This window comes from Rhodococcus sp. ACT016, from assembly GCF_050477185.1.
Classification (GTDB): Bacteria; Actinomycetota; Actinomycetes; order Mycobacteriales; family Mycobacteriaceae; genus Prescottella.
In genome coordinates, this window is record NZ_JBEAET010000001.1 from 5,653,909 (window position 1) to 5,668,161 (window position 14,253).

The 14,253-nt window shown below is 67.9% G+C and carries 12 protein-coding genes; 9 read left to right on the plus strand and 3 right to left on the minus strand.

The window, feature by feature from the left end; genetic code table 11:
* Positions 1-101: 101 nt before the first annotated feature.
* The 6 genes from ACQ5DX_RS25890 (at position 102) to ACQ5DX_RS25915 (ending at position 5,759) form a co-directional block, all read left to right on the plus strand.
* The gene (locus ACQ5DX_RS25890) at positions 102-884 is read left to right on the plus strand and encodes a septum formation family protein (protein ID WP_430335321.1); all 783 of its coding nucleotides are present in this window, start codon (positions 102-104) and stop codon (positions 882-884) included.
* Positions 881-2,491, plus strand: a complete 1,611-nt coding sequence (locus tag ACQ5DX_RS25895) for a hypothetical protein (protein ID WP_430335322.1) — start codon at positions 881-883, stop codon at positions 2,489-2,491. The genes ACQ5DX_RS25890 and ACQ5DX_RS25895 overlap by 4 nt, the downstream gene beginning before the upstream one ends.
* Entirely contained in the window at positions 2,488-3,072 is a 585-nt protein-coding gene (locus ACQ5DX_RS25900; protein WP_430335323.1) for an exosortase/archaeosortase family protein, read from the plus strand. The genes ACQ5DX_RS25895 and ACQ5DX_RS25900 overlap by 4 nt, the downstream gene beginning before the upstream one ends.
* Complete coding sequence (locus ACQ5DX_RS25905) at positions 3,069-4,442, plus strand: glycosyltransferase family 2 protein (protein WP_430335324.1); 1,374 nt, start codon at positions 3,069-3,071, stop codon at positions 4,440-4,442. The genes ACQ5DX_RS25900 and ACQ5DX_RS25905 overlap by 4 nt, the downstream gene beginning before the upstream one ends.
* 132 nt (positions 4,443-4,574) lie before the next feature.
* On the plus strand, positions 4,575-4,754 hold the full coding sequence (locus ACQ5DX_RS25910) for a hypothetical protein (protein ID WP_430335325.1): 180 nt from the start codon (positions 4,575-4,577) through the stop codon (positions 4,752-4,754).
* Positions 4,755-4,763: 9 nt separating this feature from the next.
* A complete protein-coding gene (locus tag ACQ5DX_RS25915; protein WP_430335326.1) occupies positions 4,764-5,759 on the plus strand; it encodes a hypothetical protein in 996 nt (331 codons plus the stop codon).
* A gap of 1 nt (position 5,760) precedes the next feature.
* On the opposite strand, the gene ACQ5DX_RS25920 is transcribed toward ACQ5DX_RS25915, so the two are convergent.
* Complete coding sequence (locus ACQ5DX_RS25920) at positions 5,761-6,915, minus strand: site-2 protease family protein (RefSeq protein ID WP_430335327.1); 1,155 nt, start codon at positions 6,913-6,915, stop codon at positions 5,761-5,763.
* 166 nt (positions 6,916-7,081) lie between these two features.
* Complete coding sequence (locus tag ACQ5DX_RS25925; RefSeq protein ID WP_430335328.1) at positions 7,082-8,788, minus strand: amidase; 1,707 nt, start codon at positions 8,786-8,788, stop codon at positions 7,082-7,084.
* 225 nt (positions 8,789-9,013) lie between these two features.
* Here ACQ5DX_RS25925 and ACQ5DX_RS25930 point away from each other — a divergent pair, with 225 nt between their 5' ends.
* Positions 9,014-10,228: an acetyl-CoA C-acetyltransferase gene (locus ACQ5DX_RS25930; RefSeq protein ID WP_430335329.1), complete on the plus strand. Its 1,215-nt coding sequence runs from the start codon at positions 9,014-9,016 to the stop codon at positions 10,226-10,228.
* A gap of 31 nt (positions 10,229-10,259) precedes the next feature.
* Complete coding sequence (locus ACQ5DX_RS25935) at positions 10,260-12,401, plus strand: 3-hydroxyacyl-CoA dehydrogenase NAD-binding domain-containing protein (RefSeq protein WP_430335330.1); 2,142 nt, start codon at positions 10,260-10,262, stop codon at positions 12,399-12,401.
* A gap of 118 nt (positions 12,402-12,519) precedes the next feature.
* On the opposite strand, the gene ACQ5DX_RS25940 is transcribed toward ACQ5DX_RS25935, so the two are convergent.
* On the minus strand, positions 12,520-12,837 hold the full coding sequence (locus ACQ5DX_RS25940) for a hypothetical protein (RefSeq protein ID WP_430335331.1): 318 nt from the start codon (positions 12,835-12,837) through the stop codon (positions 12,520-12,522).
* Positions 12,838-13,160: 323 nt separating this feature from the next.
* On the opposite strand from ACQ5DX_RS25940, the gene ACQ5DX_RS25945 reads away from it, so the two are divergent.
* On the plus strand, positions 13,161-14,141 hold the full coding sequence (locus ACQ5DX_RS25945) for an alpha/beta fold hydrolase (protein WP_430335332.1): 981 nt from the start codon (positions 13,161-13,163) through the stop codon (positions 14,139-14,141).
* The last annotated feature ends 112 nt before the right edge of the window (positions 14,142-14,253 follow it).

Below are 14,253 nucleotides of genomic sequence, written 5' to 3' on the forward strand. Positions count from 1 at the left end.
CCCTTTCGTCTCGCGCCGCGGCTTACGTGTTCGGGGCACCATTACCGTCGGTGTGTTCGCGCCGCTGCGGAACATGTCATGACTCAACAAGGAGCGGTTGGTTGTTCAGGTCGATCTTTGTGATCGTGGCGGCGTTGGCGGCAACGACGTTCGCCGTCGGGTGCGGGGCCCAGCCGGACACCGCACTTCCCACCTATCAGGCCGCCGAGGGTACCTGCTACGTCCGCGAGACCGCGGAGGAGATGCTCTCGCTCAGCAACGTCTCGCCATGGGTCAACTGCGAATACCCGCATCAGCTCGAGGTATACGGCTTCGGCACCCTGCCGGAGGACCTACTGAACCAGCCCGACCGTCCGTCCAACGCGTTGGAGCGTCTGCCGGCCTCGGACGTCTGCCCGTGGGACGGGATTCGCGAATACCTCGGTGCACGCGAGTTCGACTACCAGTACGGAATCTCGGTGTGGGCCAAGTATCCGACGCAGAAGGAATGGGCCAATGGGCTCCGCACGGTGGTGTGCTCGCTCGGCGTCCAGGATCCGCTCCGACCGGACACTCGGCCCGAGTTCACCGGGTCGCTGCGGAACATCATGGGACGCACCATCTCCGACGGCATCCGGTTGTGCCGATCGGGCGAGACTCAGACGTTGTGTTCGCGTCCGCACGACGCCGAGATGACCGGGGCGATCCCCGTGCCGAACGGCGACGCCCAGGTCCGCCTCGACGCGGCCTACCGGGCCTGCCAGCCGGTGATCGACCAGTACACGGCGGGGCAGAAGCCGGAGGACTTCGTGATCAAACCTCTCGTCGGTGAGGCGTCGGCGGATTGCTGGTACGGGCCGGCATCCGGCACCGTCGTCGGCAGCGTGCGCGGTGGACTCACGTGAGCAACAAGTTCGAACTCGTCGACGCGGACGGTGTCGCCTTCACCGACGATCCCCTCGCGTTGGTGCCCGGCACCAAGCCCCCGAAGCCGCGCCCGCGGCTGCAGGCGGCATTCGCCGCGTTCTCCCGGTTCCTCGGGTACCGGCTCGAGGGCACGGCGCTCGGCTGGGTGTCGGTAGTAACTGGTGCGTCCTTCGCGGGTCTCATACTGATGCGCCTCTTCTACGGCGGCGCCATCGGTCTGAGCGACCAGGGTGACGGTCAGCGGCTCACGTGCGGCATGGGTCTGCGCGCCGGGAACCCGTACAACGCCCCGGTCGACGACCTGGTGTACACCACCTACTACCAACACCGGTGGTACGGCGAGGACTGTCCCTGGAACACCTACGGGCAGGCGTACAACTCGTCGCAGCTCTACCTGTTGCAGCTCGCCAAGTGGTTGACCCCGCTGCTGCGCCTGCCGGGCGACATGGACCTGCGCGCCCTCGGCGTCGTGTGCGCCATCGTGCTCGGTGTGCTCGCCGGACTGCTCTTCGCGTGGGTCCCGGGATCCCTGGTGGGCAAGGCGTTCGTCGTCGGCGGCGTGTGGCTGGTGGTGGCGGACGCATCGTTCGCCGGCTACTTCGTGTCGCCCTACAGCGACACCGGCGCCATCCTCGGCGTGCTGGCGCTGACCGTCGCAGCCCTGGCGATGTGGCGCGCGGCGCGCGTGCACTGGTGGCACATCGCCGCGATCGGGGTCATCGGGTTGTTCACCACAACGACCAAGACTCAGGCGGTGACCTTCGCCGTGGTCGCGGTTGCGCTCATGCTCAGTCGCCGGGTGGGCGACCCGGTATCGCTCGGCCAGTATCCGCTGCAGGGCAGATGGTTCGCGCTCGGCGCCTCGGGTGCGCTGCTCGCCTCGGTGGGCCAATACCTGCGTACGCAGCCGGCCCGGTTCGCCGAACTGAACCAGTACAACGCGGTGTTCGTCGAGATGCTCCCGCACAGTCCGCATCCCGAGCAGGACCTGGCTCGGCTGGGGCTCGATCCGTCGCTCGTCTCCGGTCTGGGCTCGCGGATCAACTCGCCGAACGCGGTGACCGAACTGCCCGGTTACCAAGGTTTCCTGGACAAGACCTCGAGTTGGGACCTGATGTCGCAGGTCTACCTGCACGAGCCCATGCGACTGCTCTCGATGATGGGGCGGGGCCTGGTGGGCATGTCCAAGCTGCGGGCCGACTACATCTATTCGTATCCGTGGTATTCGGGTCGGCCGGATACCCAGGAGTGGCGGGTGTCGGTCTTCTACCACTTCTGGCGCATGATGTTCGGCGCGCTTCCGCTGCTCATCATCGTCTCGACTCTCGTCGCGTGCGTGCTGTTCGTGGCGGTGCTGCGGGTGTGCCCGGACCAGCAGGACAAGAGCATCGGCGCAACCGGCCTGTTCCTCGTGGTGGCCGCGATCGCCCAGTTCTGGGCGGTCAATCTCTCCGAGGGTGCGTCGGACCTGATCAAGCACCTGATGCTCACCAATCTCACCGTCGGACTGGTGCTCGTGTTCGGCGTCTATTCGATGGTGGTGTTGCGGTCGAGTGTGGTCCGGGAGCGGGGAGGCGGGAAGTGACCGCCGTCCGAGCGGTGCACGAACCGGACAAGCCCGCGATCCGCTGGATCGGCGTCGGAGTCTATGCCCTGATCACCGTGACGCTGATCCTGCGTCAGCCCCAGTTCCGGGCCTGGGAAGCAGGATTGGCCGCTCTGCTCAACAGTGTGGTCGGTGGCCCGACGAAGTGGGTCCGTGGTTCGGCCACCTTCTACGTCGGCATCGGCACCAACAAGGTGTTCGCCCTCGAGTTGGTCACCGGCTGCAGCACCGCGCTGCTGATCCTGCCGATGCTCGTGCTGTCCGCGTTCTACGTCCATTTCGGTCGGGTCCGGTTGCTGCACATGACGATGGGACTGGTCATCAGCTGCTTGGCCATGCTCAGCGTGAACATGATCCGTCTGGTCGTGGTCGGGATCTACACGGTGCACAACGGACGCTCGGGGTTCGAGATGGCGCACACCATCATCGGATCGCTCATCGTGTTGGCCGGCGGAAGCGCGACCCTGGTCGTCTTCAGTCGGTGGATCGGTCGGGCCAGCACAGTCGCGGGTGACGCCGGCCCGATTCGTGCGCGTTTGAAAGAGAGCCCCCGCCAGTGACCTTCGACACCGTACTCGGCCTGACGATCGTGCTGTCGCTGATCCTGGGCCTCGTGTTCCTGGTGTACGTGATCGCCATCCTCGTCCCGTTTCTGCGCCACGTTCCCGAGCGACCCGGTGACCCGGACGAATTCGAACTGCACTTCATCATCCCGTGCCTCGACGAGGAGGCGGTGATCGGTGAGACGTTGAGCTATCTGCGGCGACACTTTCCGGCCTGCCACGCCTGGGTGACCGACGACGAGTCGGACGACAGGACCCGGGAGATCGTCTCCACGATCGAGCAGTTCGATCCTATGGTTCACCTGCTGCCGCGCACCTTCCCGAACGCGCGCACCGGTAAGGGCGATGCGCTCAACTTCGGATATCGCGCGATCGATGCATGGCTGCCGGACGACATCGACCGGAACAAGGTGCTGATCTGCATCGTCGATGCAGACGGTCGGCCGGCTCCGAACCTGCTGGAGATCTCGGCCGGACCGGATTGCTTCGGCAACGATTACGTCGGCTCCGTACAGGTCGAGGTCCGGATGAGCAACCGGGCGGATCCGCAGCCACTCGGCCCGGTACGTGGGTGGAAGAACCGGTTCGCCCGCACGCTGGTGCGTCTGCAGGACATGGAGTTTCGGGGTCCGATCTCTGCGATGCAGATGGCCCGGCGCTATTCGCGGACGGTCAGCATCGGCGGCAACGGGCAGCTGAGTCGGCTGTCGGCGCTCGACGCCGTCGCGGCGCGCTTCGGGGAGCCGTGGCACGGTGCGCTGCTCGAGGACTTCGAGCTCGGACTGCACCTGATCCTGCTGGGATGGCGCAACGCGTACACGACGGCGAGCTGGGTCGACCAGGAGGCGCTGCCGGAGTTGAAACCGCTGATCCGGCAGCGGGTCCGCTGGGCGCAGGGCGGCATGCAGTGCATCCGCTACCTGCCGGCCATCTGGCGCTCACGGCGTGTGACCAACCTCGGCGCCTGGGAGATCACCTATTTCATGCTGACGCCCTGGCTGCAGGTGCTCGGCACGATCGTCTACCCGCTGCCGCTGCTGGTGATGATCTGGAACATGGTCAACTACCCCGAGTTCTTCAAGGCGTACCTGGTGAGCGGCGGCTGGGCGTTGTTCGTGTCCTACCTGGTGCTGGGCGTCGGCGAGTTCGCGATCTGGGGTCCGCTGTATCGCCGGCGCAGCGAACCGGAACTGTCCCGCTTCCAGGGGATCGCTCTGGGCATCAGCTACGTCGGCTACATGCTGATGTCCTACGTGGTGGCGTGGCGGGCCTTCGGACGCCTCGTCAGCCGTCAGAGCGACTGGGTCAAGACGAAGCGCAACGCCGAGCGCACATCGGTTCCGATGCGCAGGATCGCCGGTACCTGAGCGGTGCGGTGGCGCGCACCGAATCCGCACATCCGGACCGCCCGGCGCCGAAAGGTCGTCTCTACGAGACATCATCGATGTGCGGCGACAGCGTAGGAACTGCACGAGAAGACGGGGATTCAGATGTACACAATGGGTACCGGGCCTAGCGTCGGTACGGGTTCGGCCGCCATGGCCGGCGCGGGAACCCTGGCCTTCACCGGAGCCCCGGTGGCCGGCGCAATGGTGCTGGTCCTGTTCGTGCTGGTGATGGGATTGCTCCTGGTTCGCGCATCGCGGGTCCGGGCGAACGAGCTGCCCGACCTGTCCTGACGCGCCGTCGTGCACCGTCGAAGTCTCCTGACGAGAACGGCGATCGCGCTCGTCGCGGCGTCGGTGCTCGCCGGCGTGGCGGTGTGGTCGACGCGTTCCGCGGACCGGGGGGAGGGGTCGCAGGACGCCTCGGCCACCGAATACGCGGCGCCGTCCGTCCCCGCCGTACCTCTACCGGAGTCGTCGCCGCGGCCGCCCGATCCCGATCCCGCACGTACTGCGGGACCGTTCGTCACGTACAACACGTATCCCGGTGCGACGCAGGCCCAGTGGGGCAAGTACTCGATCGCGCTGGAACGCGACGGCAGGTACTACCTGCTGTCCGCCGGCCACGTCGGCGGCAAGGTGGGTGCGCACCTCGAGATCGGATGGCCGGTGCCGACACCCGCGGTCGTCAGCCACACAACGCGCCGTTGGGACGACGACTTCGGCTCGATCACGGGCGGATCCGGCCTCGACATGTCGATGGTCGACACCGGACCGGTGCCCATCGCACCGACGCTGACCCTGTCGGCGGCCGAAGGCGCGACGGCGGACGACGTCGTGACGGTCCCGGCGGGAGACGGATCGGATCGGGTCACGTTGCCGCGCACCGCGCGGATCGCGGCGGTGGCCGACGACCTCGACACCGGTGCGATCGTCTGCCAGACCGGTGCCGAGTGGTTCGCGTCGGAGTACACCGCGGCGGCCGGCAACGTCCGGTGCGGACGACTGAGTGCACCGTGCCCCACATCGAGCGACGTCTGCAGTTTCACCGGTCTCGACGCGGCTCCCGCTGTCGCCGCGAACGATTCCGGGAACCCCGTGTGGGTGCCGCGGGCCGACGGCACGGTCGCGGTCCTCGGGATCGTGTACGCGGCCGGCGGCTGCGGCAAGACCGCGAGCGCCTGTTCCTCCGGGCTCTTCACACGGGTGCAGGCGTACACGCGACGGGACTGGGCGGCCGAGGAGACGCTGACGGGGTCGCCGACCGGTGCCGGTGGTCGGATCGTGGTGGCTCACTGAGCTACTCGGTGTCGTCGTCGGGTGGTCTCGTCAGCGGAAGCCCCAGGGACGTCCGTTCGCACACCCTCCGGATATCGGTTGCCGTCACGATGCCCACGAGGCGGCCGCCGGCGTCGACGACCGCGAGCAGATCGAGTCCCGGACGGAGTACGGCGGTGGACATCACCGTCTCGACCCGGGCGTCCGGACGGACGCGCGCGGGGTCTGGGAGCGGGCGGGCGAGGTGCGCGACCGTCCCCGTCCTGTCGCCCGCCCGCGCGAGGTCGCGCAGGGAAAGTACTCCGACGGGTCGGTAGGAGCCGTCGACCACCGGGAAGGTGTGGTGCCGCAGTCGCGGCAGCACGCCCGCGACGAACGTGCCGGCGTCGTCGTCGGTGTGGGCGACGACCGGCGCCGGGGTCATGATCTGCCGGACCTGTAGGTCTCCCAACTGGTGTCGCATCTTGGCGGTCATCAGTTCGACATTGGCGGCGTTGCGGAGGAACCAGCCGAGCAGCATCAACCACAATCCGCCCAGGTTCTGCGTGAACAGCGCCTGGACCACACCGAGCACGATCAGGACCAGGCCCAGGACGCGGCCGCACCGGGCGGCGCCCGCCGCCGCGGACAGGCGGTCGCCTCGACGTCGCCACAGGACGGCGTGCAGCACCCGGCCGCCGTCGAGCGGTGCACCGGGGAGCAGATTGAACACGGCCAGAACGACGTTCGCGAACCCGAGCCAGCCCAGCGACGCGGTCAGCACCGGGTCGGTGGCATCGGGAAGAGCAACTACGAGTAGCAGCGACGCGACGCCGATGGCGAGGCTGGTGAGCGGGCCGGCGAGGGTGATCCTCAGTTCGGTGCGCGGATCCGCCGGCTCGCCCTGCAGTTCCGACATGCCGCCGAGTAGCCACAGTGTGATCCGCCGGACCGGCACGCCGTCGTGGACGGCGACCACCGAGTGCGCCAGTTCGTGCGCGGCCAACGACAGCACGAACACCGCCGCGGCCACTGCTCCGACGGACCAGTACTCCACCGGTGACCGCCCGGTGTACTCGGCGGGGAGGACGGACCCGGCCAGCAGCGTGGTGATCAATACGAGCGTCACCAGCAGCGACCAGTGCAGATACAGCCGGATCCCGAACACCCGGCCGATCGGTATCGACCATTTCAGCATCGGCCACCTCGACCCGCGCTCACGCAGTACTGCTACCTGTATTCCACCGCCATCCGGGCCCCGGCGCAAAGGTCGGTGGCCGTACCGGGGCCGAGTTCCATTCAGAACGGTCGGAACGCCGTGGCCACGAAGGCTCTCACCATGGCGTCGGAGCAGCGTCCGACGATCAGACGTCCGCGGTCGACGTCGTCGGCAGGAAGTGGAAACCGAAGCCGATGTCCGTGGTGTTGGTGGGGTCCGGTCCCGCGCCGGGCGGGCCGACCCGAACCCGGGGGATGTCCCGCGGCGCGGGCTGCAACGCCGGGGCATCATGCCAGTCCGGTTGGGCGGCTTGCAGTTCCAGTGCGATCTCGATGAGCGCCGACTCGTCCCACGGCCGACCGCCGATCTGGACGCCGAACGGTAGACCGGTGGCGGCCGACCGGCCCACGGGCGTGCAGATCACCGGCGCCCCGGTGAGATTGGCCCACCGGACGTCCCCCGTCACGCCGTCGAACACCGAGACACCCGCTATCTCGACCCGCTTGGCCCCGTCGACCTTCGACCCGGGGACGAGGACGGCGTCGAGCGCGTTGTCGGCGAACATCCGGTTGTACTCGTGCTGGTAGTTCCGACGGTCCTGCGCCGCCGTCATGTAGTCGATCGACGGCACAGCCAGCGCGGCCAGGGCGCCACCGACGACCGCACGGTTCTCGATCCGGTAGGAGCCCAACCGGTCCCGGAACTGGCTGTGGTAGCTGCCCATCTCGGCCATGTCCCCGGTCAGCGCGTTCGACTGGGCATCCGGGAGTACGACGTCGACGGTGGTGCCGCCCAGTCGTCGGACGAGGTCGAGGAAGTTGTCGAACAGCACGCGGAGCGGATGGGGCAGGCTGTCGACACTCGACCGAACCACGCCGAAACGCGTGCCGGACAGCGGTGCCGGTCCGCCCTTCGCGGACAGGGGATAGCCTCCGGACGGTACCGCGGGGCCGACCGAGGTGGTCGGGTCGTCCGGGTCCGCGCCCGCCATGTAGCCGAGCAGCAGCGCCGCGTCGGCGACGCTGCGCCCCATCGGCCCGGCGTGATCGCGGGTCCACGTCAACGGAATGATCCCGCGCGTGCTGCAGCGTCCGAACGTCGGCTTGATCGACGTGATGCCGCAGGCGCTGGCCGGCAGCCGCAACGAGCCGCCGGTGTCGGTTCCCGTTGCGAGCGGGGCGAAGCGCGCCGCCAGGACGGCCGCGCTGCCACCCGACGAGCCGCCGGGCGAGAACTCGGTGTTCCACGGGTTGCCGACCTGCTCGGTGGCGACGCCGATCGCGAACTCGTCGGTGTGCGCGTGGCCGAGCAGCACCATGCCGGCGTCGCGCAGGCGCCGCCACACGGTGGAGTCGCCGGCCGCGATGTTGCCCTCGAGGACACGACTCGACGCCGTCACCGGCAGGCCGGACACCGCGAACAGGTCCTTCAGAGCCAGCGGGATCCCGCACACCAGCGGGGCGGGCCCGGCGGCGGCGCGGCCCTTCGCGGACAGGCGCTGCGCGGCGGCGTCGGCGGCCTCGTAGGCCATCTCGGGGTAGATCCGGATCCACGCGCCGATCTCGCCGTCGAACCCGGCGCTGCGGGCGATGCAGGCGTCGAGCAGTTCCCGGGGGTGCAGGGCACCGGACTGCAACAGGGCCGCGGCCTCCACCGCACCGAGCAGGGCGGGATCGGTGACGGTGATCGAGTCCGGTGCGGGAAGGTTGCCGGGGGCACTCGTGCGGCGGGGCCGGGCCCCGGCGGGGCTGTTCGTCGCGAGTGTGGTGGCACCCGCGGCGCCCAGCGCGGCCGCACCCAGAAATCCTCGTCGTGTCATGCCGAGCCTGGGCTCGTTCCCCGCGTCTTTCATCGGATTCGATCCTCCCAGTCGACGTCCCACCAAGACGTATCGGATCCTACTGACCGGACGTTTCGGACATGGCGAGCGCGGAAGCGCGGTGATCGCCTCGGTCATACAGCGGGATCGCTTCGGTCCTTTCCGTTAACTGGAACACGTTCTAAGGTGAGTCTCGCCGAGGTCTGCGCCGGTACGGGTAGCTGTAGCGGCGCGCAGACGAGAACAGGAAGGAACACCGTGACCACAGAGGCGTTCATTTATGAAGCCATCCGAACCCCGCGCGGACGGGGCAAGGCATCCGGATCGCTGCACTCGGTCAAGCCGATCGACCTGGTCACCGGGCTGATCGATGAGCTGCGCACCCGGTTCCCGAACCTCGACGAGGACCGCATCTCCGACATGATCCTCGGCGTCGTCTCGCCGCTGGGCGATCAGGGCGCCGACATCGCCCGCACCGCGGTCACCGTCGCCGGTCTGCCCGAGACCGTCGGCGGCGTGCAGATCAACCGCTTCTGCGCCTCCGGCCTCGAGGCCGTGAACATGGCCGCGCAGAAGGTTCGCTCCGGCTGGGACGAGCTGGTCATCGCCGGCGGTGTCGAGTCGATGTCCCGCGTGAAGATGGGATCCGACGGCGGCGCCTGGATGCAGGACCCGGCCACCAACTTCGACACCTACCTCGTGCCGCAGGGCATCGGCGCCGATCTGATCGCCACCATGGAGGGCTTCTCCCGCGAGGACGTCGACGCGTACGCGGTCCGCTCGCAGGACCTGGCCGCCAAGGCGTGGGCGGGCGGCTACTTCGCCAAGTCCGTCGTGCCGGTCAAGGACATCAACGGCGTCACGGTTCTCGACCAGGACGAGCACATGCGTCCCGGCACCACCGTCGAGTCGCTGGCCGGTCTGGCGCCCGCGTTCGCCGGCATCGGCGAGATGGGCGGCTTCGACGCCGTCGCGCTGCAGAAGTACCACTGGGTCGAGAAGATCAACCACGTCCACCACGGCGGCAACAGCTCCGGCATCGTCGACGGCGCCGCGCTGGTGCTCGTCGGTAGCGAAGGCGCAGGGCAGGCGATGGGCCTGACGCCGCGGGCGCGGGTCGTCGCGACCGCCACCTCCGGCGCCGATTCGACGATCATGCTCACCGGCCCCACCCCGGCCGCGCACAAGGTGCTCGCCCAGGCCGGTCTCACCGTCGACGACATCGACCTGTTCGAGATCAACGAGGCGTTCGCGTCGGTCGCGATGAAGTTCCAGAAGGACCTGAAGATCCCGGACGAGAAGCTCAACGTCAACGGCGGCGCCATCGCGATGGGCCACCCGCTCGGCGCCACCGGCGCCATGATCACCGGCACCATGGTCGACGAGCTCGAGCGCCGCGGCGCTCGACGGGCCCTGGTGACGCTGTGCATCGGCGGCGGCATGGGCGTGGCCACCATCATCGAGCGCGTCTGACGCTCACGGACCCAATCAGGAGAGACGAAAAGTGAGCGAACAGAACATCATCGGCTGGGAGCAGGACGCCGACGGCATCGTCGTGCTGACCATTGACGACCCCAACCAGGGCGCGAACACCATGAACGACCGGTACATCTCCTCGATGAAGGAGACCGTCGACCGGTTGCACGCGGAGAAGGACTCCATCACCGGCGTCGTGCTCACCTCCGGCAAGAAGACCTTCTTCGCCGGCGGCGACCTGAAGAACATGATCAAGGCGGGCCCCGAGGACGCCGAGCACATCTACAACCACAGCCTCACCCTCAAGGCCGACCTGCGTCGCCTCGAGACCCTCGGCAAGCCGGTCGTCACGTGCATCAACGGTGCCGCGCTCGGTGGCGGCCTGGAGATCGCGCTGGCCACCCACCACCGCATCGCCGCGGACGTCAAGGGTGTCAAGATCGGCCTGCCCGAGGTCACCCTCGGCCTGCTGCCCGGCGGCGGCGGCATCGTCCGCACCGTCCGCAAGTTCGGCCTCATGACGGCGCTGACCCAGATGCTGCTGCAGGGCCAGCAGCGCGGTCCGCAGCAGGCCAAGGAGGTCGGCCTGATCGATGAAGTTGTTGCCGGAGTCTCCGATTTGGTCCCGGCCGCGAAGGCGTGGATCAAGGCCAACCCCGACAAGGGCGTCCAGCCGTGGGATGTCAAGGGCTACAAGATCCCCGGCGGCACCCCATCCACCCCGGCCTTCGCGGCCAACCTGCCGGCGATCCCGGCGAACCTGCGCAAGCAGCTCAAGGGTGCGCCGATGCCGGCGCCGCGTGCGATTCTCGCCGCCGCCGTCGAGGGCAGTCAGGTCGACATCGACAACGCCCTGAAGATCGAGTCCCGCTACTTCACGTCGCTGGTCACCGGTCACGTCGCGAAGAACATGATCCAGGCGTTCTTCTTCGACATGCAGGCCATCGGCTCCGGTGCCTCGCGTCCGAAGGACATCCCCAAGCGCGAGATCAAGAAGGTCGGTGTCCTCGGCGCCGGCATGATGGGCGCCGGCATCGCGTACGTGTGCGCCAAGGCCGGAATCCCGGTGGTGCTCAAGGACGTCACGATCGAGGCGGCCGAGAAGGGCAAGGCCTACTCGGAGAAGATCGAGGCCAAGGCGCTCTCGCGGGGCAAGACCACCGAGGAGAAGTCGAAGGCTCTGCTGTCCCTGATCACCCCGTCCGCGGATGCGGCCGACTTCGCGGGCGTCGACTTCGTCGTCGAGGCCGTGTTCGAGTCGCCCGACCTGAAGAAGAAGGTCTTCCAGGAGATCGAGGACATCGTCGACGCCGACGCGCTGCTCGGCTCCAACACCTCGACGCTGCCGATCACCGACCTGGCGACCGGCGTGAAGCGGGCCGAGGACTTCGTCGGCATCCACTTCTTCTCGCCGGTCGACAAGATGCCGCTGGTGGAGATCATCCGCGGTGAGAAGACCTCCGACGAGACCTTGGCGCGTGTCTTCGACTTCGTGCAGAAGATCCGCAAGACCCCGATCGTCGTCAACGACTCGCGCGGCTTCTTCACCTCGCGCGTCATCGGCACGTTCGTCAACGAGGCCATCGCGATGGTCGCCGAGGGCATCGAGCCGGCCACCATCGAGCAGGCGGGCATGCAGGCCGGCTACCCGGCGGCGCCGCTGCAGCTGTCCGACGAGCTGAATCTCACGCTGATGCAGAAGATCCGCGCCGAGTCCAAGGCCGCCGCGCTCGCCGAGGGCAAGGAACTCCCGGCCGACCCGGCCGGCGACGTCATCAATTACCTCGTCGAGGGCAACGACCGCAAGGGCCGCCTCGGTGGCGCGGGCTTCTACAACTACGAGGACGGCAAGCGCGCCGGTCTGTGGCAGGGCCTGCGCGATCACTTCAAGTCCGGTTCGGTGACCCCGCCGATCCAGGACCTGATCGATCGCATGCTGTTCATCGAGGCCATCGAGACGCAGAAGTGCTTCGACGAGGGCGTCATCACGTCCACCGCCGACGCCAACATTGGCTCGATCATGGGCATCGGCTACCCGGCCTGGACCGGTGGCGTCAGCCAGTTCGTGGCCGGCTACCCCGGCGGCAAGGCTGGATTCGTCGCTCGCGCAGAGGAACTCGCCGCCAAGTACGGTGAGCGCTTCACCCCGCCGGCGTCGCTGAAGGGCTGATCTCGGCTGTAAATCCGCCCCGGGTGCCATGTCGGCGCCCGGGGCGGTTCGCATTTGTGGAGGATTCCTCTCGGGATCCGAGAAGAATCGTTCAGGATCAGTTCGCGCCGGGGTCGGATCAGGGGACGGTCCAGACGCCGGCGCCGGGTAGGGCGGCGACTACGTGAATCCCCCAACCTGGATATTCGGGCGTAGTGACGGCGGCGAGCACCGTTCCCGATCCGGTCCGCGCATCGACACTCGCATACTCGAGGTACGCGACGCCCGCCTCACCGGTCGAGACATTCCGCCAGTGGATGAATACGCAGCAATGACCTTCCCCGGTGAATCGGGTGACGCCCGGCGTCGCCGGGTCGGTGGTGGCGGTCATGAACATGTAGCCGCTGCTCGGCAGCCCGGTCGCATCGAACGCGAACACGGCGACGGGAATGGGCAAGACGGTATCGGTTGGTGCTGCGGTGGCGGGCTGTGCCCCGAGCAGTAGCGCCCCAGTGAGGACGGCTGCGGCGACGAGCGATGCGCGCCGCGGTCGATGGTGCGGTCGCATCGGTAGACCTCCGGTTCCGATGGCCGGTGCCCCGTCGCACCGGACGTGAATGCCGGCCGCTGGTGGATGCACCCAGCTTAAGCCGCCAACCAGTGGCGCAGGGAGCGTTTGCCCGCCCGTTGACCGGGATCCGGATACACCGGACCGGCCCCACGCCTTACGTTCGAAAGTGACGTGGAGCACACCACGCGTGTCCCGGGAACGGAGTACAGATGGCGAACTGGACGCACCATCGCGCGCGAATCAACGGGCTGGACATGCACTACGTGACGGAGGGGGAGGGGCCGCTGGTGGTGCTCCTCCACGGCTTCCCGCACACCTCGTTCAGCTGGCGCCACCAGATCGGCGCGCTGGCCGAGGCCGGCTACCAGGTCGTGGCGCCGGACCTTCGAGGGATGGGGCAGACGGACGTCCCGGACCGGCTCGAGGACTATCGCGTCGACCGGGTCGTCGCCGACATCGTCGGCCTGCTCGATCACCTCGGTCACGACAGCGCCGTCTTCTCCGGGTTGGACTACGGGCAGTTCATCGCGTACGACATCGCGATCGAACGACCCGAGCGGGTGCGGGGACTGATCGGCATGCAGAATCCGTTCTACGCGGTCTACGACCGACTTCCCAGCGAGATCGAACGCGAGCGCGGCCGACAGCACTTCAATCACATGTCGTACTACCTCGACGATCCGGTCGGAGCTCGGGTCGATCTCGACGCGCATCCCCGAGAGATCCTGGCGAAAATCTTCCACATCCTGTCCGGCGACGGCGATTTCACGCAGGTCTGGCAGCATCCGCCGGGAACGACGTACCGGCAGGCGCTCCCGCAGCCGCCGGCTCTGCCGTGGCCGTGGCTGTCGGAATGGGAACTGGAAACCTACGTCTCCGACTACTCGCGGAGCGGCTTCGGCGGCGGGATCAACTGGTACCTCGCCGCCGACATGAACTGGCAGTACCGGAAGGCTCGTGCCGAGTCGATCACACGGACGCCCTTCTACTTCCTGTGCAGCGCTTCGGACGTCGATCTCCTGAACTGGCACGGGGACGACCCGATCGACAAACTGAAGGAACACCACGCCGACGTCCGAGCCGTGCGCACGGTGCCGGGCGGCGGACATCTGCTCGCCATGGAGAACCCGGGCGAGGTCAACAAGGTCCTCCTCGAGTTCCTCGACGATCTCGGTCGGACGTCGCCCTAGGGCTGGTGTCGATCCTCGAACGAGCCGGCGCTCTGCGTTTCCGGGCGCGTCCGACCTGCGCTTTCTCGTGAGGCGGGAAGGACCCTGGGCGGCCCTCCGTTCCGGGATTAGG

Excerpts from the sequence above, each read along its gene's own strand:
- ACQ5DX_RS25910 (WP_430335325.1), top strand. The coding sequence starts at position 4,575 with ATGGGTACCGGGCCTAGCGTCGGTACGGGTTCGGCCGCCATGGCCGGC.
- ACQ5DX_RS25920 (WP_430335327.1), bottom strand. The coding sequence starts at position 6,915 with ATGCTGAAATGGTCGATACCGATCGGCCGGGTGTTCGGGATCCGGCTG.
- ACQ5DX_RS25925 (WP_430335328.1), bottom strand. The coding sequence starts at position 8,788 with ATGAAAGACGCGGGGAACGAGCCCAGGCTCGGCATGACACGACGAGGA.
- ACQ5DX_RS25945 (WP_430335332.1), top strand. The coding sequence starts at position 13,161 with ATGGCGAACTGGACGCACCATCGCGCGCGAATCAACGGGCTGGACATG.